23 protein-coding genes and 2 tRNA genes are annotated in these 22,691 nt (G+C 69.6%); 14 read left to right on the top strand and 11 right to left on the bottom strand.

The window, feature by feature from the left end:
* Positions 1–37: 37 nt before the first annotated feature.
* The 4 genes from AC0QTQ_RS03770 to AC0QTQ_RS03755 all read left to right on the top strand — a co-directional run bounded on the left by AC0QTQ_RS03770 (position 38) and on the right by AC0QTQ_RS03755 (position 3,098).
* On the top strand, positions 38–910 hold the full coding sequence (locus AC0QTQ_RS03770) for an MBL fold metallo-hydrolase (RefSeq protein WP_480259189.1): 873 nt from the start codon (positions 38–40) through the stop codon (positions 908–910).
* 70 nt (positions 911–980) lie between these two features.
* A tRNA-Asn gene (locus AC0QTQ_RS03765) sits at positions 981–1,055 on the top strand.
* Positions 1,056–1,095: 40 nt separating this feature from the next.
* Positions 1,096–1,170: transfer RNA gene (locus AC0QTQ_RS03760), tRNA-Asn, on the top strand.
* A 317-nt stretch (positions 1,171–1,487) separates the two neighbouring features.
* Positions 1,488–3,098 (top strand): ABC-F family ATP-binding cassette domain-containing protein, encoded by a 1,611-nt coding sequence (locus AC0QTQ_RS03755; protein ID WP_480258313.1) that lies wholly within the window; start codon positions 1,488–1,490, stop codon positions 3,096–3,098.
* A 20-nt stretch (positions 3,099–3,118) separates the two neighbouring features.
* On the opposite strand, the gene AC0QTQ_RS03750 is transcribed toward AC0QTQ_RS03755, so the two are convergent.
* From AC0QTQ_RS03750 to AC0QTQ_RS03735, 4 genes are all read right to left on the bottom strand, one after another.
* The gene (locus tag AC0QTQ_RS03750) at positions 3,119–4,342 is read right to left on the bottom strand and encodes an MFS transporter (RefSeq protein WP_480258312.1); all 1,224 of its coding nucleotides are present in this window, start codon (positions 4,340–4,342) and stop codon (positions 3,119–3,121) included.
* A 13-nt stretch (positions 4,343–4,355) separates the two neighbouring features.
* Complete coding sequence (locus AC0QTQ_RS03745; protein WP_480258311.1) at positions 4,356–4,790, bottom strand: YqaA family protein; 435 nt, start codon at positions 4,788–4,790, stop codon at positions 4,356–4,358.
* Between the two features lie 308 nt (positions 4,791–5,098).
* Positions 5,099–8,431, bottom strand: a complete 3,333-nt coding sequence (carB, locus tag AC0QTQ_RS03740; protein WP_480258310.1) for a carbamoyl-phosphate synthase large subunit — start codon at positions 8,429–8,431, stop codon at positions 5,099–5,101.
* A 79-nt stretch (positions 8,432–8,510) separates the two neighbouring features.
* A complete protein-coding gene (locus tag AC0QTQ_RS03735) occupies positions 8,511–9,845 on the bottom strand; it encodes a glycosyltransferase family 87 protein (protein ID WP_480258309.1) in 1,335 nt (444 codons plus the stop codon).
* 271 nt (positions 9,846–10,116) lie between these two features.
* Here AC0QTQ_RS03735 and aspS point away from each other — a divergent pair, with 271 nt between their 5' ends.
* From aspS to AC0QTQ_RS03720, 3 genes are all read left to right on the top strand, one after another.
* Positions 10,117–11,895 (top strand): aspartate--tRNA ligase, encoded by a 1,779-nt coding sequence (gene aspS, locus AC0QTQ_RS03730; RefSeq protein ID WP_480258308.1) that lies wholly within the window; start codon positions 10,117–10,119, stop codon positions 11,893–11,895.
* Between the two features lie 119 nt (positions 11,896–12,014).
* Positions 12,015–13,382, top strand: a complete 1,368-nt coding sequence (locus AC0QTQ_RS03725; protein WP_480258307.1) for a DUF1800 domain-containing protein — start codon at positions 12,015–12,017, stop codon at positions 13,380–13,382.
* A gap of 4 nt (positions 13,383–13,386) precedes the next feature.
* Complete coding sequence (locus AC0QTQ_RS03720) at positions 13,387–14,658, top strand: DUF1501 domain-containing protein (protein WP_480258306.1); 1,272 nt, start codon at positions 13,387–13,389, stop codon at positions 14,656–14,658.
* Between the two features lie 2 nt (positions 14,659–14,660).
* Here the strand turns inward: AC0QTQ_RS03720 and AC0QTQ_RS03715 are convergent, their stop codons facing one another.
* A complete protein-coding gene (locus AC0QTQ_RS03715; protein ID WP_480258305.1) occupies positions 14,661–14,795 on the bottom strand; it encodes a hypothetical protein in 135 nt (44 codons plus the stop codon).
* Between the two features lie 140 nt (positions 14,796–14,935).
* Between AC0QTQ_RS03715 and AC0QTQ_RS03710 the strand changes: the two genes are divergently transcribed.
* Complete coding sequence (locus tag AC0QTQ_RS03710) at positions 14,936–15,661, top strand: GNAT family N-acetyltransferase (RefSeq protein WP_480258304.1); 726 nt, start codon at positions 14,936–14,938, stop codon at positions 15,659–15,661.
* A 4-nt stretch (positions 15,662–15,665) separates the two neighbouring features.
* Here AC0QTQ_RS03710 and AC0QTQ_RS03705 read toward each other — a convergent pair whose 3' ends face one another.
* A complete protein-coding gene (locus tag AC0QTQ_RS03705; protein ID WP_480258303.1) occupies positions 15,666–16,373 on the bottom strand; it encodes a response regulator in 708 nt (235 codons plus the stop codon).
* Between the two features lie 138 nt (positions 16,374–16,511).
* Between AC0QTQ_RS03705 and mce the strand changes: the two genes are divergently transcribed.
* Both mce and AC0QTQ_RS03695 read left to right on the top strand, forming a co-directional pair.
* Positions 16,512–16,916 carry a methylmalonyl-CoA epimerase gene (gene mce / locus AC0QTQ_RS03700; protein WP_121531915.1) on the top strand — a complete coding sequence of 135 codons (405 nt, stop codon included), beginning with the start codon at positions 16,512–16,514 and terminating at the stop codon, positions 16,914–16,916.
* On the top strand, positions 16,916–17,185 hold the full coding sequence (locus tag AC0QTQ_RS03695) for a DUF1467 family protein (protein ID WP_480258302.1): 270 nt from the start codon (positions 16,916–16,918) through the stop codon (positions 17,183–17,185). Before mce ends, AC0QTQ_RS03695 begins: the two co-directional genes overlap by 1 nt.
* 4 nt (positions 17,186–17,189) lie before the next feature.
* On the opposite strand, the gene AC0QTQ_RS03690 is transcribed toward AC0QTQ_RS03695, so the two are convergent.
* The 4 genes from AC0QTQ_RS03690 to AC0QTQ_RS03675 form a co-directional block, all read right to left on the bottom strand.
* Complete coding sequence (locus tag AC0QTQ_RS03690) at positions 17,190–17,450, bottom strand: DUF6455 family protein (RefSeq protein ID WP_480258301.1); 261 nt, start codon at positions 17,448–17,450, stop codon at positions 17,190–17,192.
* 12 nt (positions 17,451–17,462) lie between these two features.
* Complete coding sequence (locus AC0QTQ_RS03685) at positions 17,463–17,777, bottom strand: DUF6455 family protein (RefSeq protein ID WP_480258300.1); 315 nt, start codon at positions 17,775–17,777, stop codon at positions 17,463–17,465.
* A gap of 68 nt (positions 17,778–17,845) precedes the next feature.
* Positions 17,846–19,105, bottom strand: a complete 1,260-nt coding sequence (locus AC0QTQ_RS03680) for a DUF2254 domain-containing protein (protein ID WP_480258299.1) — start codon at positions 19,103–19,105, stop codon at positions 17,846–17,848.
* Between the two features lie 63 nt (positions 19,106–19,168).
* Positions 19,169–19,924, bottom strand: coding sequence for a M48 family metallopeptidase (locus AC0QTQ_RS03675; protein ID WP_480258298.1), 756 nt, complete (start codon positions 19,922–19,924; stop codon positions 19,169–19,171).
* A gap of 141 nt (positions 19,925–20,065) precedes the next feature.
* Between AC0QTQ_RS03675 and AC0QTQ_RS03670 the strand changes: the two genes are divergently transcribed.
* Positions 20,066–20,326 (top strand): hypothetical protein, encoded by a 261-nt coding sequence (locus AC0QTQ_RS03670; RefSeq protein ID WP_113899756.1) that lies wholly within the window; start codon positions 20,066–20,068, stop codon positions 20,324–20,326.
* A gap of 147 nt (positions 20,327–20,473) precedes the next feature.
* Here the strand turns inward: AC0QTQ_RS03670 and AC0QTQ_RS03665 are convergent, their stop codons facing one another.
* On the bottom strand, positions 20,474–20,722 hold the full coding sequence (locus tag AC0QTQ_RS03665; RefSeq protein ID WP_480258297.1) for a DUF167 domain-containing protein: 249 nt from the start codon (positions 20,720–20,722) through the stop codon (positions 20,474–20,476).
* Positions 20,723–20,823: 101 nt separating this feature from the next.
* Here AC0QTQ_RS03665 and AC0QTQ_RS03660 point away from each other — a divergent pair, with 101 nt between their 5' ends.
* From AC0QTQ_RS03660 to AC0QTQ_RS03650, 3 genes are all read left to right on the top strand, one after another.
* Positions 20,824–21,429 carry a nitroreductase family protein gene (locus AC0QTQ_RS03660; protein WP_480258296.1) on the top strand — a complete coding sequence of 202 codons (606 nt, stop codon included), beginning with the start codon at positions 20,824–20,826 and terminating at the stop codon, positions 21,427–21,429.
* Complete coding sequence (locus AC0QTQ_RS03655) at positions 21,426–22,115, top strand: EI24 domain-containing protein (RefSeq protein ID WP_480258295.1); 690 nt, start codon at positions 21,426–21,428, stop codon at positions 22,113–22,115. The genes AC0QTQ_RS03660 and AC0QTQ_RS03655 overlap by 4 nt, the downstream gene beginning before the upstream one ends.
* Positions 22,116–22,268: 153 nt before the next feature.
* Positions 22,269–22,610 carry a carboxymuconolactone decarboxylase family protein gene (locus AC0QTQ_RS03650; protein ID WP_113899760.1) on the top strand — a complete coding sequence of 114 codons (342 nt, stop codon included), beginning with the start codon at positions 22,269–22,271 and terminating at the stop codon, positions 22,608–22,610.
* The last annotated feature ends 81 nt before the right edge of the window (positions 22,611–22,691 follow it).

The raw sequence follows: 22,691 nt of genomic DNA, 5'->3' as shown, positions 1-22,691 counted from the left end.
AGCCGGACGGGCGGCAGAGAGGAAGCGGAAGATGGCGATGGAACAGCTCGAGGCGGGGCTGCGGCGGATCGTGGCACCGAACCCCTCGCCGATGACGCTCGACGGCACCTGCAGCTATGTGCTTGGCACCGGCGCGGTGGCGGTGATCGACCCGGGCCCGGCCGATGCGGGCCATCTGCGCGCGATTCTCGACGGCCTCGAGCCGGGCGAGCGGGTCGCGGCGATTCTCGTCACCCATGCCCATCTCGACCATTCCCCCGGCGCGCGTCTGCTCGCCGAGGCGACCGGGGCGAAGGTCCATGCCTTCGGCCCGCCCGAGGCCGGCCGCTCCGAGGTGATGGCGCGGCTGGCGGCCGAAGGGCTGGCCGGCGGCGGCGAGGGCGTCGACCACGCCTTCCGCCCCGACGTGACACTGGCCGATGGCGAAGAGATCGGCTTCGGCGACTGGCAGGTGACGGCGCTGCACACGCCCGGGCATTTCTGCAACCACCTCAGCTTTGCCTGGGGCGATGCGCTGTTCTCGGGCGACCATGTGATGGGCTGGGCCTCGACGCTGATCTCGCCGCCCGATGGCGATCTGGGCGACTATTTCCGCTCTCTCGACCGGCTCGCCTCACGGGACTGGCGGGTGTTCTACCCGGGCCACGGCGCCCCGGTCGGGGCGACGGCCGCACGGCTGGGCGAGCTTGCCGCGCACCGGCGCGACCGCAGCGCGCAGATCCTTGCCGCGCTCGAGGCCGGGCCGGCGACGGTTGCGGCGCTGACCGCGGCGATCTACACCGATACGCCCGCCGCCCTGATGCCCGCCGCCGCCCGCAACGTCTTTGCGCATCTCGTTGAAATGACGTCACAAAATTGCGTATCGCCGGAAGGCCCCCTATCGCCCGGCGCGCGTTTTGCGCGACGCTGACGGAAACGGCAAAAAACGCGCATGTCCCCCTTGCGCCATTGTCACGTCGCCTTTATAGAACGGCGCGTGTTCCGGCGTAGCTCAGCGGTAGAGCAGTTGACTGTTAATCAATTGGTCGTAGGTTCGATCCCTACCGCCGGAGCCAGATCCCCCTGTCAGGGATGCACGCATGACAGATACCGTGTTCCGGCGTAGCTCAGCGGTAGAGCAGTTGACTGTTAATCAATTGGTCGTAGGTTCGATCCCTACCGCCGGAGCCAAATTCCAGCAAGAACAGGAATTTAGCCGCAGGACAGCGACAAGCTGACCCGCGCTTCCGTGGCCGCGGCAACACCCCGCATCGCGGCGTCGGCTCTTCCGACCATTCCAGGACGGCGCAGCCGCAGGGCGGCAGGACCGCGGGGATGCAGGGCCCCCGCTCCGGCGGCGGAGCCACCGCCCGTGGCTCTGGGGCCGCCTTGAAAATCCGCCGATCAGGTCCTAGCTTGATCGGAGCACGCCATCGGAGATGCCACCGCCATGGACCAGACCCTCGCCACCGTTCGCCCCTCGGCCTCGCTGCGCGAAAGTTCGTCCCATGCCCGCCTCCGTTTCCCTTTCCGGCCTGTCCTGGTCAACGCCTGACGGCACGCCGCTTCTCACCGACATCACACTGACCTTCGGCCCGGAACGAACGGGCATCGTCGGCCGCAACGGCTCCGGCAAGAGCACGCTCCTGCGCCTGATCTCGGGGGATCTGCGCCCCGCTTCGGGGCAGGTGCACCGGACCGGCAGCGTCGCGATGATGCGGCAGGACGCGATCGAACGCCCCGGGGACACCGTCGCCGACATGTTCGGCGTGCGCGCCGCGCTTGCCCTGCTCGCGCAGGCCGAGGCCGGGCGCGCGGAGGCGGCGGCGCTGGCGGAGGCGGACTGGACATTGCCCGCGCGGATCGAGGCGGCGCTCGAGCGCTGCCGCCTCGCCGTGGCGCCCGAGACCCCGCTTGCGACGCTCTCCGGCGGTCAGCGCAGCCGCGCCGCCCTGGCCGCCCTGATCCTTGCCGAACCGGATTTCCTGCTGCTCGACGAGCCCACCAACAACCTTGACCGCGACGGGCGCGACGCCGTGCTCGAGCTGGTCCGGAGCTGGCGCGGCGGGGCGATCCTCGTCAGCCATGACCGCGAGCTGCTCGAGGAGATGGACGCCATCGTCGAGCTGAGCTCGCTCGGGGCGCGCCGCCATGGCGGGGCCTACAGCGCCTTCCGGCAGCGCAAGGCGGCCGAGCTGGAGGCGGCATCGCACGACCTCGATCAGGCCGAGAAGGCCCGCACGGAAGCCGCGCGGCGCGCGCAACAGGCGGGCGAGCGCAAGGCACGCAAGGATGGCGCCGGGCAGCGCGCGCGGGCCCGCGGCGATCAGCCGAAGATCGGGCTGGATGCGGCGCGGGGGCGGGCCGAAGCCTCGGCGGGCGCCGGCGCGCGCCTGCGCGAGGCCCGGCGCGCGGCGGCGGAAGAGGCCATGGCCGAAGCCCGCCGGAAGATCGAGGTGCTGCAACCGCTGCGCATGGACATCCCCCCGACCGGCCTTGCTCCCGGCCGGGTGGTGCTGCGGCTCGATCACCTGACTGGCGGGCATGACCCCGCCCATCCGGTGATCCGTGATCTGTCGCTGACCGTGAGCGGCCCCGAACGCGTTGTCATCGCCGGGCCGAACGGCAGCGGCAAGAGCACGCTGCTGAAGATCATCACCGGGCAGCTCGCACCGCAGCGCGGGCAGGTGGAGCTGCGGGTGCCCTTCGCGATGCTCGATCAGCATGTCGGTCTGCTCGACCCGGCCCGCAGCCTGCGCGATACCTTCTTGCAGCTGAACCCCGCCGCCGACGCCCATGCGGCCCATGCGGCGCTCGCCCGCTTTCGCTTTCGCGCCGAGGATGGGCTGCGTCTGGCGGGCGAGCTGAGCGGCGGCGAGCGACTGCGCGCGGGTCTTGCCTGTGCGCTTGGCGCGCTGCCGCCACCGATGCTGCTGATCCTCGACGAGCCGACCAACCACCTCGATCTGGACGGGATCGCGGCGCTGGAGGCCGCGCTGGAGGGCTATGACGGCGCGGTCCTGGTCGTCAGCCATGACGCCGCCTTCGTCGGGTCACTGTCAGCGGACAGGGTGGTGCGGCTCGGGCCCGGGGACGGTGACCGGCAGGCGCCCTGCTGAGCCCCCCGTGTCACCCGCGGTCAGCGGGGCGCGTCGGGGCGATGGCCCGCCCCGCCCCGGCCGAGCCATAGCACCCCCGCCAGCGCCGACGCGGCAAACAGCGCGCCCGTCAGGAAGGTCGCCTGCGCGCCGATCCCTTCCCACAGCGCCCCGGCGATGACGCTTGCCAGCAGCAGCGCACCGCCGGTGACGAGGTTGAAAAGGCCGAAGGCGGTGCCGCGCAGCGGCGCCGGCGCGGCATCGGCGACAAGTGCCGACAGCAGCCCCTGCGTCGCGCCCATGTGCAGCCCCCAGATCAGTACCCCGACCGCGACGCCCCACAGCCCGGGGCCGAGCGCCAGCACCAGATCGGCGAGGATCAGCAGCGCCAGCCCCGCGACCAGCAGGCCGCGCCGGCCGATGCGGTCCGACAGCGCCCCCACCGGATAGGCGGCCAGCGCATAGACGAGGTTCATCCCGACCAGCACCAGCGGCACCAGCGCCGCGGCAAGCCCCGCCTCGGCGGCGCGCAGGATCAGGAAGGCCTCGCTGAACCGCGCCAGGGTGAAGACCGCCGAGACCGCGACCGCCGCCCAGTAGCCGGGCGGCAGCTGCGCCAGCTCGGCGCGCGACAGCGGGTTGCGCGGCGGGTGCCGGTCCTGCCGGGGCGGCTCGTGCACCACAGTCAGGATCAGCGCAAGCGCCAGGAAGGCGGGGATCACCGCCACCCAGAACACCTTGCTGAAATCATCCGCGAAGAGCGCCATCAGCCCGATCGCCGCCAGCGGGCCGATGAAGGCGCCGACGGTGTCGAGCGACTGGCGCAGCCCGAAGGCCGCGCCGCGCAGCCCCTCGGGCGTCAGATCGGCGATCAGCGCGTCGCGCGGGGCACCGCGGATGCCCTTGCCGACCCGGTCGACGAACCGCGCCGCAACCACCCAGCCAAGCGAGGAGGCAAGAGGAAACACCGGCTTGGTCAGCGCGGCCAGACCATAGCCAAGCGCCGCAAGCTCCTTGCGCCGGCCGATCCGGTCCGACAGCGCGCCGGAGAAGACCTTGGTGATCGCCGCCGTCGCCTCGGCGATGCCCTCGATCACGCCGACGGCGAGCGCGGTCGCGCCAAGCCCCGCGGTCAGATAGATCGGCAGGAGCGCGTGGATCATCTCGGACGAGACATCCATCAGCATCGACACGAAACCGAGCGCCCAGATCCCCGCCGGCAAGACGCGCCAGCTTCCCGTCCTCGCCGCCGTCTTTGCGCGCATCGCCCGTCTCCTGCTAGACCGATGCCTGCACCCTTAGCACGGCCCAGGCAAGCACGGCATAGCGCCCGCCCTTCGCCGCCGTCACGATCACGAGAAAGCGCCACAGCGGCTCGCGCATCACGCCGGCGGCAAAGGTCAGCGGATCGCCGACGATCGGCAGCCAGGCGCCGAGCAGGCTCCAGTGCCCCCAGCGGCGATACCAGCCCGTCGCCCGGCCGAGCGCCGCGCCCGAGACCGGAAACCAGCGCCGGCCGGCATAGCGGATCAGGAAGCGGCCAAGCGCCCAGTTGATCGCCGCGCCCAGAACATTGCCCGCCGTCGCCACCAGCAGCAGCAGCGAGACCGGGTGGCCGCCCGCAAGGATCAGCCCGGTCAGCACCGCCTCGGATTGCGCCGGGATCAGCGTCGCCGCGACCAGTGCGGCAAGAAAGAGGACCGTCAGCGCCATCACCCGAACCGCCCCCTGCCGATGGTTCCCGCCGGCAGCTCCCGGCGCCCCTTCGTCGCCGAAATCCCCGCCGAAGGCCAGCCCGGCACGCGCCGATCGGCCGCGGCGGAACCCCATCGACCGAACCGGCCGCGGGGCGTAGGCTGGGACCGTTGCAAAAGGAGGATGCGATGCGAACGGTTCTTCTGCTGGCCTTGGTGCTGACGCTTGCCGCCTGCGGCGACAGCGTGCCGCTGGTGCCCTTCATCTGAGCGCAGGAAAAAGGCGGCCCGAGGGCCGCCTTTCGCGTCTTGTCGGTGCCGCGCGGCTTACGCCTGCAGCGGGCGGACGACGATGTCCCCCTCGGCCCGGCTCTTCATCGCCGCCACCGCCGCGATCGAGGCCGCAGCCGTGGTGAAGTAGGGGATGTGGTCGTGCAGCGCGACGGCACGGATCGAGCGGCTGTCCGAGATCGACTGCGTGCCCTCGGTGGTGTTCATCACCAGCGCGATTTCGCCGTCCTTCAGCCGGTCGACGATGTTCGGCCGGCGCTCGTAGACCTTGTTCACCAGCTCGGAGGCGACGCCCTTCTCCTGCAGCCAGGCATTGGTGCCGCGGGTCGCGACGATGGTGAAGCCCATGCCGATCAGATCGCGCATCGCCTGGGCCAGCTCGTCCGACTTGTCGGCATCCTTGATCGACAGGAAGACGCGGCCACTTTCGGGCAGCTGCGTGCCGGCGCCGAGCTGCGCCTTGAGGAAGGCGCGCGGGAAGTTGCGGTCCCAGCCCATGACCTCGCCGGTCGAGCGCATTTCCGGCCCGAGCAGGGTGTCGACGCCCGGGAAGCGGGCGAAGGGCAGCACCGCCTCCTTCACCGAGAACCACGGCGTGATCGGGTCGGCCAGCGTCAGCGAATCGGCCAGCGGCAGCGGCGTTTCCGGGCCCACGCCTGCCGGATAGGGCGCGCGGTGCGGGAAGGCCGACATCGGCTCGCCCGCCATCAGCCGCGCCGCGATCGAGGCGATGGCCGAGTCGGTCGCCTTGGCGACGAAGGGCACGGTGCGCGAGGCGCGCGGGTTCACCTCGAGAACGTAGATCACCCCGTCCTTGATCGCGAACTGCACGTTCATCAGGCCGACGACGTTCAGCCCCTTGGCCATCAGCACGGTCTGGCGCTTCACTTCCTCGATCAGCTCGGGAGAGAGCGAATAGGGCGGCAGCGAGCAGGCGGAGTCGCCCGAGTGGACGCCGGCTTCCTCGATGTGCTGCATGATGCCCGCGACATGCACGGTCTCGCCATCCGAGAGCGCGTCGACGTCCATCTCGATCGCGCCCGAGAGGTAGCTGTCGAGCAGCACCGGGCTGTCGCCCGAGACCACCACCGCGGTGGTGATGTAGCGCTTGAGCTGTTCGAGGTCGCGCACGATCTCCATCGCGCGGCCGCCCAGAACGTAGGACGGGCGGATCACCAGCGGATAGCCGACGCGGCCGGCGATCTCGAAGGCCTCGGCCGCCGAATGGGCGATGCCGTTCACCGGCTGCTTGAGACCCAGCTCGTTCAGCAGATGCTGGAAGCGCTCGCGGTCCTCGGCCAGGTCGATCGCGTCCGGAGTGGTACCGAGGATCGGGATGCCTTCGGCCTCGAGCGCATTCGCGAGCTTCAAGGGCGTCTGGCCGCCGAACTGCACGATCACGCCGTGCAGCGTGCCGTTCTCCTGCTCGACGCGCAGGATTTCCAGCACCGATTCGAGGGTCAGCGGCTCGAAATACAGACGATCCGAGGTGTCGTAGTCGGTCGACACGGTCTCGGGGTTGCAGTTGACCATGATCGTCTCGTAGCCGGTCTTGCTGAGCGAGAAGCAGGCATGGCAGCAGCAATAATCGAACTCGATGCCCTGGCCGATGCGGTTCGGGCCGCCGCCGAGGATGACGACCTTCTTGCGATCGGACGGCCGCGCCTCGCATTCGACATCGCCCATCGCCGGGGCTTCGTAGGTCGAATACATGTAGGGGGTCTGGGCCTCGAACTCGGCGGCGCAGGTGTCGATGCGCTTGAACACCGCCTTGACGCCGAGGTTGCGGCGGGCGCGGCGCACCTGCGCCTCGTCGCGGCCGGTGAGCTTCGCAAGACGCTTGTCGGTGAAGCCCATCATCTTCAGCTTGCGCAGACCTTCCTCGGTCAGCGGCAGGCCCGACTTGCGGATCTCGGCCTCGGCATCGACGATCTCGCGGATGCGGGCGAGGAACCAGGGGTCATAGCTGGTCGCAGCCTGGATCTCGTCGTCGCTCAGGCCGTGGCGCATCGCCTGGGCGATGATCCGGATCCGGTCCGGGGTCTGGTGCGACAGCGCCTTGACCACCGCGGCCTTGTCGGGCGCGCCGGGGATCTCGATCTCGTCGAAGCCCGACAGCCCGGTCTCCAGCGACGCGAGCGCCTTCTGCACCGATTCGTGGAAGGTGCGGCCGATCGCCATCGCCTCGCCCACCGATTTCATCGCGGTGGTCAGGTCGGGCTTGGCGCCCGGGAACTTCTCGAAGGCGAAGCGCGGGATCTTGGTCACGACATAGTCGATCGTCGGCTCGAAGCTGGCCGGCGTCACCTTGGTGATGTCGTTGTCGAGCTCGTCGAGGGTATAGCCGATGGCCAGCTTCGCCGCGATCTTGGCGATCGGGAAGCCGGTGGCCTTCGAGGCGAGCGCGGAGGAGCGCGACACGCGCGGGTTCATCTCGATCACGACCATGCGGCCGTCCTTCGGGTTGATCGCCCATTGCACGTTCGAGCCGCCGGTCTCGACGCCGATCTCGCGCAGCACGGCGATCGAGCCGTTGCGCATGATCTGGTATTCCTTGTCGGTCAGCGTCAGCGCCGGGGCGACGGTGATCGAATCGCCGGTGTGCACGCCCATCGGGTCGACGTTCTCGATGGCGCAGACGATGATCGCGTTGTCCGCCTTGTCGCGGACGACCTCCATCTCGTATTCCTTCCAGCCCAGAAGGGATTCGTCGACGAGGATCTGCGCCACCGGCGAGGCATCGAGGCCCGAGTGGCAGATCTCGATGAAGTCGTCACGGTTGTAGGCGACGCCGCCGCCGGTGCCGCCCAGCGTGAAGGCGGGGCGGATGATCGCCGGCAGGCCGATGTGCTCGAGCTCGGCCAGCGCCTGCTGCACGCCGGCGTTGATGTCGAAATGCCCGTTCTCGAGCTTCGGCGCGGTGATGATCGTGGCCTTGGGGTTCTCGAGGCCGATGCGGTCCATCGCCTCGCGGAACAGCTTGCGGTCCTCGGCCATCTCGATGGCGTCGCGGTTCGCACCGATCAGCTCGACGTCGAACTTCTCCAGAACGCCCATGTCGGCAAGGGCGAGCGCGGTGTTCAGGCCGGTCTGCCCGCCCATCGTCGGCAAGATCGCGTCGGGGCGTTCCTTCTCGATGATCTTCGCCACGACCTCGGGGGTGATCGGCTCGATATAGGTGGCGTCGGCCATCTCCGGGTCGGTCATGATCGTCGCCGGGTTCGAGTTCACCAGGATCACCCGGTAGCCCTCTTCGCGCAGCGCCTTGCAGGCCTGGGCACCCGAGTAATCGAACTCGCAGGCCTGGCCGATCACGATGGGGCCTGCGCCGATGATGAGGATGGACTTGATGTCGGTTCTCTTCGGCATGGACGACCCCTTTTTTGCGACAGGTTTTCAGCAGCGAAACGGGGCCGGCAGGCCCCGCGCAAATTGATGGGCGTTATAGTCAGACCCGCGCGCGGCGCAAGGGTGAAAGGCGGTCGGCGCGCATCGGCGTGCAGGCGGCGACGAGCGAACCGAGGAAGAGCACGCCGATTCCGGTGATGCGGACGACCGGCGCCAGGGCCGGCGGGCCCGCGCTCAGCACCATGCCGAACGGCTCGCTCAGCAGGATGAGCGCCGAGCCAAGCCAGATCCAGCCCCGTCGCGGCAGGCACAGAAGCACGGCCGGCGCCAGCGCGGCGGGCGCGATGTAGTAATAGACCCAACCGATCGGCCCGAAGAAGGCGATCGCGGTCATCGCCGCACTCCAGAGCGCGGCGCGGCGCGCCGGATCGTCAAGGCGGCGCAGGGCAAGCCCCGTGCCGAGAACAAGGGCGATCAGGATGACCCGCTGTGCAAGGCTGTAAAGCGGGGGCTTGGGCAGGACGAGCCATCCCAGCTGCGGCGCGGCGGCCGCCCCGACGATGGTCGGGTCGGTGATCTCCGCGGGCAGCGAGGAGATCAGCTGCCCCCCCGTGCCCCCGCCAAGAACCGCGACGATGACGTCCATCGAATAGGCGGCGGAGCTGACCAGCATGGTGTGATCGATCGCACGCAGCTCGGCCAGGAACTGCGCATGCGGCGCCCAGCCCGCCAGCCCGACCGAGGCGAGCCCCAGCACGCCCCCCGTCACCGCAGCCGCACCGAAGGCACGCCAGCGCCCGGCGACCAGCCAGATCAGCGCCAGCGGCAGCGGGCTGAGCTTGAGTGCGATCGCCAGCCCCATGGCGACACCGCCTGCCAGAGGATGGCCATTGCGGTCACGCTCGAGCCCGAGCAGCACGAGGAAGGCCACCGCGATCTGCGGCTGCCCCTGCAACAGCGCGACCGGTCCGATCCGGGTCAGCAGCAGCAGGGCCAGCCCGAAAGCCAGTGCCGGCCCCATGCCGCGCACGGCGGCCTGCCCGCCAAGGGCAAGGCGCAGCCCGACGAGCGGTGCCGTCAGCAGCATCAGACTGTTGAACAGGAAGGCCCCCGCGGCGACCGTCCCGAAATCGAGCCAGCGCGTCACCGGTGCCAGGAGCCAGGCCCAGAGCGGCGGGTAGAGATAGGGATAGACCTCCCCCGGCCGACCGAGATCGCGCGCCTGTGCGAACCAGTCAATCGGCGGGCGCATCTCGAACAGCGGCGAAAGCGGCGGATAGACCGATCCGGGATCGCCCGCGGCAACGGCCTTCGCCGCCAGCCACAGCGCCATCAGGTCGCGCGACGGAACCGCTGGGCCGAAACGCACCACGACAAGCGCAACGGCAAGGAGGGCAATGAGTCCCGCAAGGCGCAGGGCGGGGCTTTGCATCATGGCAACGAACTCTCGAACACCGGATCTGTTTCTTGCCCCGCCGCAGCGGGCCTCGTTGGCGGGCTTCGTTTCTGATCACGCGAAAATGAGGCTTCAATGCGGCGATTGCCGCTCGCGTGCGAAAAATCCTCGCGCCGTTTCTCACGATCGCCTGAACAGCCGCCGCGCCGGCCGCTTCGGGCCGGCCCCACCCCACCCTATCGCTTGACTTTGCCGCGCCTTCGCGGTTGATCGGGCCCAAATCCGCCATGCCCGTTGAAAGGGGAGCCTCATGCACGCCTATCGCAGCCATACCTGCGCCGCGCTCACCGCCGCCAATGCCGGCGAAACCGTCCGTCTCTCGGGCTGGGTGCACCGGGTGCGAGATCACGGGGGCGTGCTGTTCATCGACCTGCGCGACCACTACGGCATCACCCAGATCATCTGCGACGGCGACAGCCCCGCCTTCGCCGCGCTCGAGAAGGTGCGCGCCGAATGGGTGATCCGCATCGACGGCACGGTGAAGCCGCGCGCCCCCGAGCTGATCAACCCGAAGATCCCGACCGGCGAGATCGAGGTCTATGCCCGCGAGATGGAAGTCCTCGGCGCCGCCGACGAGCTGCCGCTGCCGGTCTTCGGCGATCAGGACTACCCCGAGGAAACCCGCCTCGCCTATCGCTTCCTCGATTTGCGCCGCGACAGCCTGCACCAGAAGATGATCCTGCGCTCGAACGTCGTGCGCTCGCTTCGCAACCGGATGTGGGACGCGGGCTTCAACGAGTTCCAGACCCCGATCATCACCGCCTCGTCGCCCGAGGGCGCGCGCGACTTCCTGGTGCCCTCGCGTCTGCACCCCGGCAAGTTCTACGCCCTGCCGCAGGCGCCGCAGCAGTTCAAGCAGCTGATCATGGTGGCGGGCTTCGACCGCTACTTCCAGATCGCGCCCTGCTTCCGCGACGAGGACCCGCGCGCCGACCGCTCGCCCACCGACTTCTATCAGCTCGACATCGAGATGAGCTTCATCGAGCAGGAAGACGTCTTCGCCACGGTGCAGCCGGTGGTGCAGGGCATGTTCGAGGAATTCGGCAACGGCAAGACCGTCGACCCGGTCTGGCCGAAGATCGCCTACAAGGACGCGCTGCTGTGGTACGGCTCGGACAAGCCCGACCTGCGCAACCCGATCAAGATGGCCGATGTCAGCGCCCAGTTCCGCGACTCGGGCTTCGGCATCTTCGCCAAGCTGCTCGAGAACGAGGGCACCGAGATCCGCGCGATTCCCGCGCCGACCGGCGGCAGCCGCAAGTTCTGTGACCGGATGAACGCCTTCGCCCAGGCGAACGGCCTGCCGGGCATGGGCTACATCTTCTGGCGCAAGGCCGAGGACGGCACGATGGAGGCCGCCGGCCCGATCGCCAAGGCCCTCGGCGCCGAGCGCACCGAGTCGATCCGCACTCAGCTCGACCTGAACGAGGGCGACGCGGTGTTCTTCCTCGGCGGCAAGGCCGAGCAGTTCGAGGCGGTCGCCGGCAAGGCCCGCAACGAGATCGGCCGCGAGCTCGGCCTGACCGAGGAAGGCGTGTTCCGCTTCTGCTGGATCGTCGACTTCCCGATGTACGAGAAGACCGATGACGGCAAGATCGACTTCTCGCACAACCCCTTCTCGATGCCGCAGGGCGGTCTCGAGGCACTGCAGGGCGACCCGCTCAAGGTGCTGGGCTATCAGTACGACCTCGCCTGCAACGGCTACGAGCTGATCTCGGGCGCGATCCGCAACCATGACCTCGACACCATGTACAAGGCCTTCGAGATCGCGGGCTATCCCGCCTCCGAGGTCGACAAGCGCTTCGGCGGCATGGCGAAGGCCTTCAAGTTCGGCGCGCCGCCCCACGGTGGCTGCGCCATGGGCATCGACCGTGCGGTGATGCTGCTGGCCGACGAGTCGAACATCCGCGAGGTCATCATGTTCCCGATGAACCAGCGCGCCGAGGACCTGATGATGGGTGCGCCGAGCCTGCCCACCAACGAGCAGCTGCGCGAACTGCGGCTGCGCGTGCTGCCGAAAGAGGCCTGAGGCGCTTTCTCGCGCAGCTCACGCCGGATTGAGCGGAAGGGCGCCGGGTTGATCCCCGGCGCCCTTTCCTTTTGCCCCTGTTTCTGGCGCAATCCGGAGAAACAGCCCCGGAGGTGGTGATGCAGTTCTCGACCCTGGCGCCGGTGCGGTTCGGCTTCGGGCTCTCGCCCCGGCAGGCGCCCCCGGCCTCTCCCGACGAGATCCTGGCGGCCCTGCGCGGCCCCGACCTGATGGCGCAGCGCTGGCCCGGCCAGAAGACGCCGGAAGCCCTGCAGATGCGCGCTGATTTCCTGCGCCTGCGCAAGGCCGAGGCGCTGAACGAGCCCGGCGCCACCGAAGCCTTCAAGCGCCAGCGCCAGGCGATGGACGCCAGCAATCTCGGCGGCCTGCAGCGCGCCCTTGCCCGCGCCGTCGAGGACCCGACGGGGATGCGCGAGCGCCTGCATGCCTTCTGGCGCAACCACTTCACCGTGCGCGCGAAACGCGTCCCGGAAATGCCGCTCGCCATCGCCCATGTCGAGGCCCTGCGCCCCGAGATCACCGGCAGCTTCCCGGCCCTGCTGCGCACCTCGACACTGCATCCGATGATGCTGATCTATCTCGATCAGGTCGCCTCCTTCGGGCCCGATTCGAAGCGCGCCCGCAAGCGCCCCGACCTCAAGCTCGGTCTGAACGAGAACCTCGCGCGCGAGTTGATGGAGCTGCACACGCTCGGCGTCGGCGGCAGCTATACCCAGGACGACGTGCGCCAGCTGGCCGAGCTCCTGACCGGGCTGCGGGTGATGGACGATCAGGGCACGATCTTCGCCCCGGATTTCGCCGAACCCGGCGCGGAAACCGTGCTCGGCCGCGCCTATGGCGGCGACCCGGCCAAGCTTGCGGATATCGAGCAGGTGCTGACCGCGCTCGCCCTGCACCCCGACACCAGCCGCCACATCGCCACCAAGCTCGCCGTGCATTTCGTCGGCCCCGAGCCCCACAAGGCCCTGACCGGCGCGATGGCCGAGGCCTATCTCGGCGCGAAGGGGCAGCTGATGCCGGTCTACGAGGTGCTGCTGACCCACCCCGAGGCCCAGCTTCCAAGCTTCCCCAAGGTGCGCCAGCCCTTCGACTACATCGCCACCGGGTATCGGGCCATGGGCTTCGACGGGGCCGCGGTGATGGCCTTCAACGGCGTGCAGATCCGCCGCCACGCCTTCCGCTCGCTGCGCGAGATGGGTCAGGGATGGCTCAGCGCGCCGGCGCCGAACGGCTGGCCGGAGGAAGCCGAGGAATGGGTCTCGCCGCAGCAGCTCGCCTCCCGGATCAACTGGGCGCTGAGGGCCCCCGCGGGGCTGCAGGCGAAACTGCCCGAACCGGCCGAGTTCGCCCGCACCGCGCTTGGCCCGCGCCTGAGCGAGCTCGTCGCCCAGGCCGTGCCACGGTCCGAAAGCCGCGCCGAGGCCACCGCCCTCGTGCTCGCCTCTGCCGAGATGAACAGGAGATAACGCCATGATTTCCCGTCGCTTCTTCCTGCAGGGCGCGGCCATAGCTGGCTGTTCTGCCGCCGCCCACCCGTTCATGAGCTCGGTCACCCTGGCCGCGGTGCCGGGCGAACAGCGCCTTGTCGTCATCATCTTGCGCGGCGCGATGGACGGGCTGGATATCGTGCAGCCCTATGGCGACCCGCTGCTCGCGCAGCTGCGCCCCGATTTCCCGGTCGGCCCCGACAAGGGCGCGGCCGATCTCGACGGCTTCTTCGCGCTGCACCCGGCGATGGTCGAGCTGATGCCCTTGTGGAAGACCGGCGAGCTCGGCTTTGCCCATGCCGTCTCCACCCCCTACCGCGACAAGCGCAGCCATTTCGACGGGCAGGACATGCTCGAGGCCGGCACCGGCATGGACGTGCCGCTGTCGATGGTGCGCGACGGCTGGTTGAACCGGCTGTTGCAGCAGATGCCCGGCGCGCGGGCCGAGACCGCCTATTCCGTCGGCGATGACGAGCTGAAGGTGCTGTCAGGCACCGCGCCGACGCTGTCCTGGGCGCCCGATGCCTCGCTGATCCTGTCCTCGCAGGGGCGGACGCTGCTCGACATGATCTATCACGACGACCCGCTGTTCCGGCAGGCGGCCAGCGCAGCGGTGCAGATCACCGATGGCGGCAAGACCGCCGATGACGGCATGGCCGATCCCGACAGCCCCGAGGCGATGGCCGACCCGGCGATGGCGCAGATGCCGGCGGGCGGCATGGCCGCCCCCGGAACGCCCGCACCGCCGAAGGGCGCGGCCGGCGCGGCCGCCTCGCTCGCCGAATTCGCCGCAAGCCGGCTGCGCGGCGAGACCCGGATCGCGGCCTTCTCGCTCAATGGCTGGGATACGCACCGCGCCCAGGAAGGGGCGATCCGCGGCCCGGCGACGCAGCTTGCCGCGATGGTCACCACGCTGAAGCAGCAGCTCGGCCCGGTCTGGGACAAGACGCTGGTGCTCGGCATGACGGAATTCGGCCGCACCGCGCGGCAAAACGGCACCAAGGGCACCGATCACGGCACCGGCGGCGCGATGCTGATGGCGGGGGGCGCGCTGAAGGGGCGCAAGGTCTATGGCAAGTGGCCGGGGCTGGCGGATGCCGACCTCTACGCCGGGCGCGACCTGATGCCCACGGCGGACATCCGCGCCTATGCCGGCTGGGCGCTGCGGGGCATGTATGGCGTGCCGGTGGACGTCCTGGAAAAGTCGATCTTCCCGGGGCTCGACATCGGCGCCGACCCGCGCTTCCTCGCCTGATCTCAGGCGAGGAAGGCGCTGTAGAGCGTGCCGGCGACCGAGACCGTCAGGCTCAGCGCGCCAAGGGTGAAAACCGCCCAGTGCGTCGCCCGGATCAGGCTTTCGTCGGTGAACAGGCGGATGGCGTGATCCTTCATGGGCGGCTCCTCTGGCTGTCTGCCCTGTTTCGCGTCCGATTGCGGCAGCAATCGGGAGCCATTCGCACCCTTTGGCGGCAATTGCGGAGGCCGGCGCGGCAGGCTAGCGTGGCCGCGAAGGACATCGAACGCGGGGGGATATGATGGCGACGAAGGACTTTGGCACGCCGCTGCCGGACTGGGTGGCGCCGCCCGCCCCCGATGCCACGCTGCTCGAGGGGCGCTATGCCCGGCTCGAGCGGCTGGAGGAACGCCACGCCCACGCGCTCTTTCGTGCGAATGCGGCCGATGATGCGATCTGGGATTACCTGCCCTATGGCCCCTTCCCTTCGGAAGTGGGCTATATCCGCTGGGTCAAGGACATGGCGGCGCTGTCGGACCCGTATTTCTTCACCGTGATCGACCGCGAGACCGGCGCGCCCGGCGGCGTGATGTCCTACCTGCGCATCACCCCGGCGATCGGCACGATCGAGCTGGGCCATATCTGCCTGTCGCCGCAATTGCAGCGCAGCCGCGCCGCGACCGAGGCGATGGTGCTGTTGATGAGCTGGGCCTTCGGCTCGGGCTATCGCCGCTTCGAGTGGAAATGCGACGCGCTCAACCTGCCCTCGCGCCGCGCGGCCGAACGGCTGGGGCTGAGCTACGAGGGCACCTTCCGCCAGGCGACGATCGTCAAGGGCCGCAACCGCGACACCGCCTGGTTCGCCGCGACCGATGGCGACTGGCCGGCGCTGCTTGCGGCCTTCGAGGCCTGGCTCGACCCGGCGAATTTCGACGCCGAGGGGCGGCAGCGCGAGCGCCTGTCCGATCTGACCCGGCTGGTGCGGGTGAGTTCGGACCCGGTGCTGGCAACCCTGCCCGGCTGAGGGGCTAGAACACCGCGGCGCGGTCGAGCCGCGCCTGCACGATGCCGCACAGGCGCGACACTGCCGCGCGCGAGGGCCGCTGCCGCGCCACGGCCTCGGCCGCGGTCTCGAGATCTTCGTCATGGGTCGCCCGCGCGATCCCCGCGACGAATTGCGCGACATAGCCGGTCGCCGCGGCGTCGCGGCGCGCGGCCAGCACCTCGGCCGCGTGGCTGAGATCGTCGCGCAAGGCCAGCGGATCGGGGGTGACGGTGTCCTCTCTGCCCTGCGGCATCACCGTGCCGCGCACCTCGCTGGGCAGCACCGACAGCACGGCCTGCTGGAACAGCGCCAGGCTTTCCACAGGTTTCGGCAAGAAGGCGTCCGTGCCGGCGCGCAGCGCCTCGGCCGCGCGGGCAGGATCGCCCGACAGTCCCAGCACCGCCGGCACCGGCACGGGCAGCGCCTTCGCCTCGGCGATCAGCTCGGCCCCCGAGCCGTCGGGCAAGCCGATGTCGACGATCAGCACCGCCGGGCGATAGGTCTGCAGATGGCGCCGCGCCGCCCCCAGGCAATCGGCGCGACGGATCCGCGCACCCGAGCGCACGCACATCAGGCGCAGCGCCTCGGAGGCGAAGCGGCTGTCCTCGACCACCAGCACGGTCAGCCCGAACAGCGGGCGCGCCCAGCTTGGCGGGCCGGCGGGCAGGCAGGGGCTCATGGTGTCGGGCATCGGCGTCATCCCCGGGCAAGGAATCGCGGTCCCGCCCACTAGAGCCGATTTCGCCTAACGGCCGGTTAAGTCCGCCACGCGACGCTTGCATGAAGCCGCGGGCGCCCCTATGCCCAAGGAAACCGAACGGAGGAAGCCATGATCGGACGTCTGAACCATGTCGCCATTGCCGTACCCGACCTCGAGGCGGCGGCGGCGAAATACCGTGACACCCTCGGCGCGAAGGTGAACCCGCCGCAGGACGAACCCGACCACGGCGTCACCGTGGTGTTCATCGAACTGCCGAACACCAAGATCGAGCTGCTCTATCCGCTCGGCGAGAATTCCCCGATCCAGGGCTTCCTCGACAAGAACCCCTCGGGCGGCATCCACCACATGTGCTTCGAGGTCGAGGACATCCTCGCCGCGCGCGACACGCTGAAGGCCACCGGCGCGCGCGTCCTGGGCACCGGCGAGCCGAAGATCGGCGCGCATGGCAAACCCGTGCTGTTCCTGCATCCGAAGGACTTCAACGGCTGCCTGATCGAGCTGGAACAGATCTGATGAACCTCACGGGCGGTATCGTGCTTTTCGCCGTGATCTGGTTCATGGTGTTCTTCGTGGTGCTGCCCGTGCGCTTCCGCAGCCAGGAGGAGGCGGGCGAGATCGTTCCCGGCACGCCCCCCTCGGCCCCGGCCGATGCGCAGATCGGCCGCAAGGCAAAGATCACCACGCTGATCGCCGTGCCGATCTGGGCCGCGCTCGCGGCGGTGATCCTGTCGGGCGCGGTCTCGATCGCCGATCTCGACTGGTTCGGCCGGCTTAACCGCTGAGCACTCAGCGCCCGGCGCGCAGCCGGCCCAGCACCGCGGTGTGGCAGCACCAGTCGGGCACCGCCGCCGCCGGGCCATCGCGTTCCGACAGGAAATCGAGACAGCCCTGCGCGCCCGGGCAATCGCGGCAGCGCTCGACCATGCGCGCCAGATCGGCCTGGCTCAACCGCCCCTCCTGCATCGCCGCGTTCAGGTTCACCCCCATCCGGCGGGCCATGCCGCGGGTGATCCAGAAATGCAGATCGAGCCCTCCCTGAATGCCCATCGGACCCTCCGCTCACTCGGCCGCGCAGGCGGCCCCGTCGTCTCGCCCGATCGCATCACGCAGGCGCGCCAGCATCAGCCGGTTGTTGCAGTAATGCGGGGCAGCCGCGGCCGCGACCCCCTCGGCATCCTCGGGGGCGGGACGTTCCGACAGCCAGACCGTGCAGGCCTCTGGCGCCGTGCAGCCGGTGCAGCGCACCACCGCCTCGCGCCAGTCCTCGCCGGAGAGTTTGCCCTTGCCCATTGCCTCGGTCAGGTCGATACCCAGAACCTGGGCCATGCGGTTCACCAGAGCGGCGTGGCGGTTGAGAGTCTTCAATCCGAACATGGGCCTTTCCTTTCCGGCTGGACTGTCCGGACGGTGCGGGAAAGCCCCGCGCGGCGCCATGATTCAGATCAATCCTGCCCGGCAAGCGCCTGCGCCATCGCCGTGACCCGCTCGCGATCCTCGGGCAGCGGCAGCGCCGCGGCCGCCATCCGCGCCGCCCGGTCGGCCTGCCGCACCGCCGCCGCGCCGAAGTCGCGCGGCGCGATATGGGCCAGCGCCGCCAGCGCCTCCTGCAGGCGCACCGCCACCTCGACCATCCCCGCCCCGTCGCGCGCGATCGCGCCGAATGCGTCGTCGATCAGCTTGCCGGGCGCGGCGGGGCGCAGGAAGATCCGGTCCTGCACCACCTCGGGCAGCTCGACCGGGCGCCACTCGGCAAGCACCCGGGTCAGCCGGCCAAGGATATCCATCGCCGTGCCCGGGTCGTTCACCGCGGGCGACAGCGCCCGCTGTGCGATCTCGGCCAGCGCGATCAGACCGAAACGCGGGTCCTGCTCGTAGCTGCGGCCATGGTCCACGTCGAAACCGGCGCGCAGCCGCATCTCGAGCGCCGCGCGCGCCGCGGCGTCGCCGGGCAGCGCATCGCACAGCAGAAGCGGCGTCGCCGGATGCAGAAAGGCGCCGGGCCGCGCCAGCAGCCACAGCCGGAAGCCCTCTGCCTCGGCCGTCTCCTGCAGCAGCGCAAGATCGATGTGCTGCACATGGCCGGTGAGGCGGGCGGTCACCGCAAAGGCGCCGGGGGGCGGCTCCTGCCAGCGCGCACAGCCCATCAGCGGCGCAGCGGCCCATGACTGCAGCGCCTCGAGCGCCGCCGCCTCGACCCGGCCGATGGTGTCATCGAGCAGGCCGAAGACCGTCAGGTGCTGCACCCAGCGCAGCAGCACCCCGATCACCAGCGCAATCACCCCGATGGTGACGACGAACAGCACGAAGCGCCCGGCATCGCCGTAAAGCCGGGTCTCGAGCGCGACGATGCCGACGACGGCATAGACGAAGGCGCCGATGAAGGTGGCCAGCACCCGCTGCGTCGTGCGGTCGCCCTGCAACAGCGCCAGCGCCCGCGGTGTCGCCCCGCTGGCCGCCGAGCCGAAGGCGGTGACCATGATCGACAGCGAAAAGGTCGTCACCGTCAGCATCGAGGAGGCGATGATCGTCAGGATCTTGCCCACCGAATCGGCGCCGATCCGGGTCACCGCACCTTCGGGGATCACCGGTGCGAAAAGCGCGGCCCCCAGCGAGGCCGCTAGGCCCAGAAGCCCCATCAGCGCCACCGGCACCCAGATCTGTTGCAACAGCCGCCGCAGCCGCCAGCGCCATCTTTCCCGCATCACAGCCTCCTTGCGCCCATCCTGCCGCGCCGCGCGCGACAGGGCAACGCGCCAGGGCCGGGCTCAGATCCGGCCGCTGCGCAGCTCGGCCGCGGTGGCGCGCACCACGTCGAGGCGCAGGGCATTCGCCGGATGCGAGCCGAGGAACACGTCACCGGGATCGGGGATGCGAGCGAAGAACTGCGCCCCGTTCAGCGGGTCATAGCCCGCGTCCCAGGTGATGATCGTGCCCAGCCGGTCGGCCTGCAGCTCGTAATCCTTGGAATAGGCCCGGCTGCCGACCGTGGCGCCGATGTCCTGCGCGTGGGAAATCTGCGTCGCGTCCGCGCCCGAGGCGGCCGCAAGCACCCCCATGATCATCGCCCCCGCCGCGGCATCCTCGCTCTTCGACTGCAGATGGCCAAGGATGTGATGCGCCGCCTCGTGCCCCATGACGAAGGCCAGCTCGTCGGCATTGCGCGCCTCGGCGATCAGCGCGAGGTTGAAGGCGACGACCGGATGGCCCGACTTGTCCACCGTCTGGAAGGCATTGGGCGAACGGTCGGGGCGATCGTCGACCATGATGCGATAATCGCAATCGCGGGTGCCATGGGTGCGGGCACGGCATTCCGCCTCGATCCGCGGCTCCATCGCCTCGGCCACGGTGATGAAATTCGAGGCCGCCTCGCGCGCGGTCAGCCGCGGCGGCGCCACGGCGGCGACCGTCGCGACCGGCGCGACCGGCGCCGGGCGCGTGCCGACAGGCTGCGGCGCCTCGCAGGCCGCCAGGGTGAGGATCGCGAGAAGGACCGCCAGCGGACGGCCAAGGGAATGCAGCATGATCAGGGCCCGAGGAACGCGCCCCGCGGCGCGCCAACCGCGTCACATTAGCCATCGTTGCCGCGCGCGCAAAGCCCATGCGGCCGCCTCACCGAAATGTTTGCCCTTCCCCGCCGCGGCGCGGCGCGCTAGCATGACCCCATGTTCACCATCGAGCACGAATTCGACGCGACCGTGATCACCCTCGTCGACGAGGGCGACGATCCGCGCGACTACCTGCAGGAAGACATCACCATCCAGTCCTTCGAGGATTGCGTGGTGCTCGAGCAGGTCGACGACCAGACCGAGGCCGTGCACCGGATCGTCTTCTCGCATGCCCAGCTGCGCGAGCTTGCCGCGGCGCTGAACCTGCCTGAAGGCGTCTACCGGTTGCGCGCGACCGAGAAGACCGAAAAGAAGTGAGGGGGCGCTGCCCCCTCTTTCGCTGACGCGAAATTCACCCCCGGGATATTTGCGGCAATTGGAAGCAGGGAGCCGTCCTCCCTTCCAATTGCCGCAAATATCCCGGGGGGGAGGCCGCAGGCCGAGGGGGCAGCGCCCCCTGCGCGCTCAGTCGAGCCGGAACACCTTGTCGCGCGCGGTCTGCCCCCGCACGAGGGTGAGCCGGGTCTTGGCGACGCCCAGCGCCTTTGCCAGCAGCTTTGCCACGGCCGCATTCGCCTTGCCGTCCTCGGGCACGACCGTGACATAGGCGCGCAACCCGTCTTCCGCCGCGACGATCGCGTTGCGCGAGGCCTTGGGGGTCACCCGCAGGGCGATTTCCGTGCCGGGCACGGCAAGATGGGCAAGATCTGTCATACCCCTTCCTAACCGCCGCCGCGGGCGCGGAAAAGTCCGCTGCGGCGTTGCAATCGACGTTTTCCACGCCGATATGGGAGGGCAGCAGAAGGAGATCCGCGATGGACATCGCCCCGGGCACCGTCAATCCCGCCACGCGCAACGAGGAGGCGCTGCGCTTCCTGCTCACCCGCCGCTCGCGGCCGCCGAAGACGCTGGTGGCGCCCGCCCCCGACCGCGCCGCGCTGACCGAGATCCTGACCGCCGGGCTGCGCGTACCCGATCACGGCAAGCTCGAACCCTGGCGGCTGATCGTGCTCGAACGTCCCGCACTCGAGCGGCTTGCCGCCGCCGCCAGCAGCTATGCCGAGGCCCATGCGATCCCCGAACGCGACGCCGCGAAGGGCGTCGGGCAATTCGCGCAAAGCCCGCTCTGCGTCGCGATCATTGCCGTGCCGCGCCCGACCGACAAGGTGCCCGCGATCGAGCAGACGCTTTCGGTCGGTGCCCTGGGTGTCAGCCTGGTGAATGCGGCGCTCGCCGCGGGCTGGGGCGCGGGCTGGCTCACCGGCTGGGTCGCGCATGATCTGGGCTTTGCCGGCCCCGCCCTCGACCTCGCACCCGGCGAATGGGTCGCGGGCTATGTCCATATCGGCACCGAGACCGCCCCCCCCCCCGAACGCCCCCGCCCCGACCTTGCCACCGCCGTCACCTGGGTTTCCGCATGATCGTTTCCGTCTTCCTGCGGGGCTGGGAGGATCTGTTCCGCCCCGGCGCCCTGAAGATCGTGGGCCTGGGCGTGGCCCTGTCGCTCAGCCTTTTCGTCGCGCTCTATTTCGCGCTGCTTTGGGTGATGGGCTGGGTGCTGCCCGACACCATCACCCTGCCCTGGATCGGCACCGTCACCTGGCTGCGCACCGCCGCCGACTGGGCGACGCTCGGGCTGATGATGTTCGCCTCGATGTTCCTGATGGTGCCGGTCGCCTCGGCCTTCACCGGCTTCTTCCTCGAGGACGTGGCCGAGCTGGTGGAGAAGGAGCATTACCCGAGCCTGCCCGAGGTGCGGCAGCTGAGCTTCCTCGAGGGGCTGGGCGACACGCTGCGCTTCTTCGGCGTCATCATCGTCGCGAACCTTCTGGCGCTGATGATCTATCCCTTCGTCATCCCCTTCGCGCCGCTGCTGTTCTTCGGGATGAACGGCTATCTGCTCGGGCGCGAGTATTTCCAGATGGCCTCGCTGCGGCGGATGGATCGCGGGGCAGCCCGCGCGCTCTACGAGCGCAATCGCGCCACCGTCTGGGCGACCGGCGCGCTGATGGCGCTGCCGCTGTCGATCCCGGTGCTGAACCTGGTGGTGCCGGTGGTGGGCGCCGCGGCCTTCACCCATCTCTTCCACCGCCTCGCGCGGCGCTGAGCGCCGCCGCCTCTGACCGCTGCGCCGTGGCCTCTGCTGCGACGCGGCGTCAGTCGGCAACACATTCAGAAATTCGCAGATGATTGATGCAAATCAAGGCCGCCCACCCGCGGCCATGGCACCTGCACGCCAGAACGTGAACAGGAGAACCCCATGAGCTACAAGGTGAAAATCGACGACATGCGCGGCGAGCTGCGGGTGATGAGCAAGCTCATTCCCGACGCGATGCAGGGCTTCGGCACGCTGTCGAAGGCGGTGAAGGACAATGGCGAGCTCGACCTCAAGACGAAGGAATTCGTCGCCCTCGGCATGGCCGTGGTGCTGCGCTGCGAGCCCTGCATCATGTTCCACACCGAGGCACTGATGAAGGCCGGCGCCACCCGCGAGGAGCTGGGCGACGTGCTGGCGATGGCGATCCAGATGGGCGGCGGCCCGGGCGTGATGTATGCGGGCCATGCGCTTGGCTGCTGGGACGAGCTCGCCGCCAAGGCCTGAGCCCCTGCCCCGGAAAATTCGACGGGCCCGCGACGGAAGTTGCGGGCCCTCGCGTTTTTCAATCAAGCGATTGATGAAAGG

Source organism: Paenirhodobacter sp. YD-8, assembly GCF_056590935.1.
Note: the sequence above shows the minus strand (reverse complement) of the source record. Positions and strands in the feature narration are given on the sequence as shown.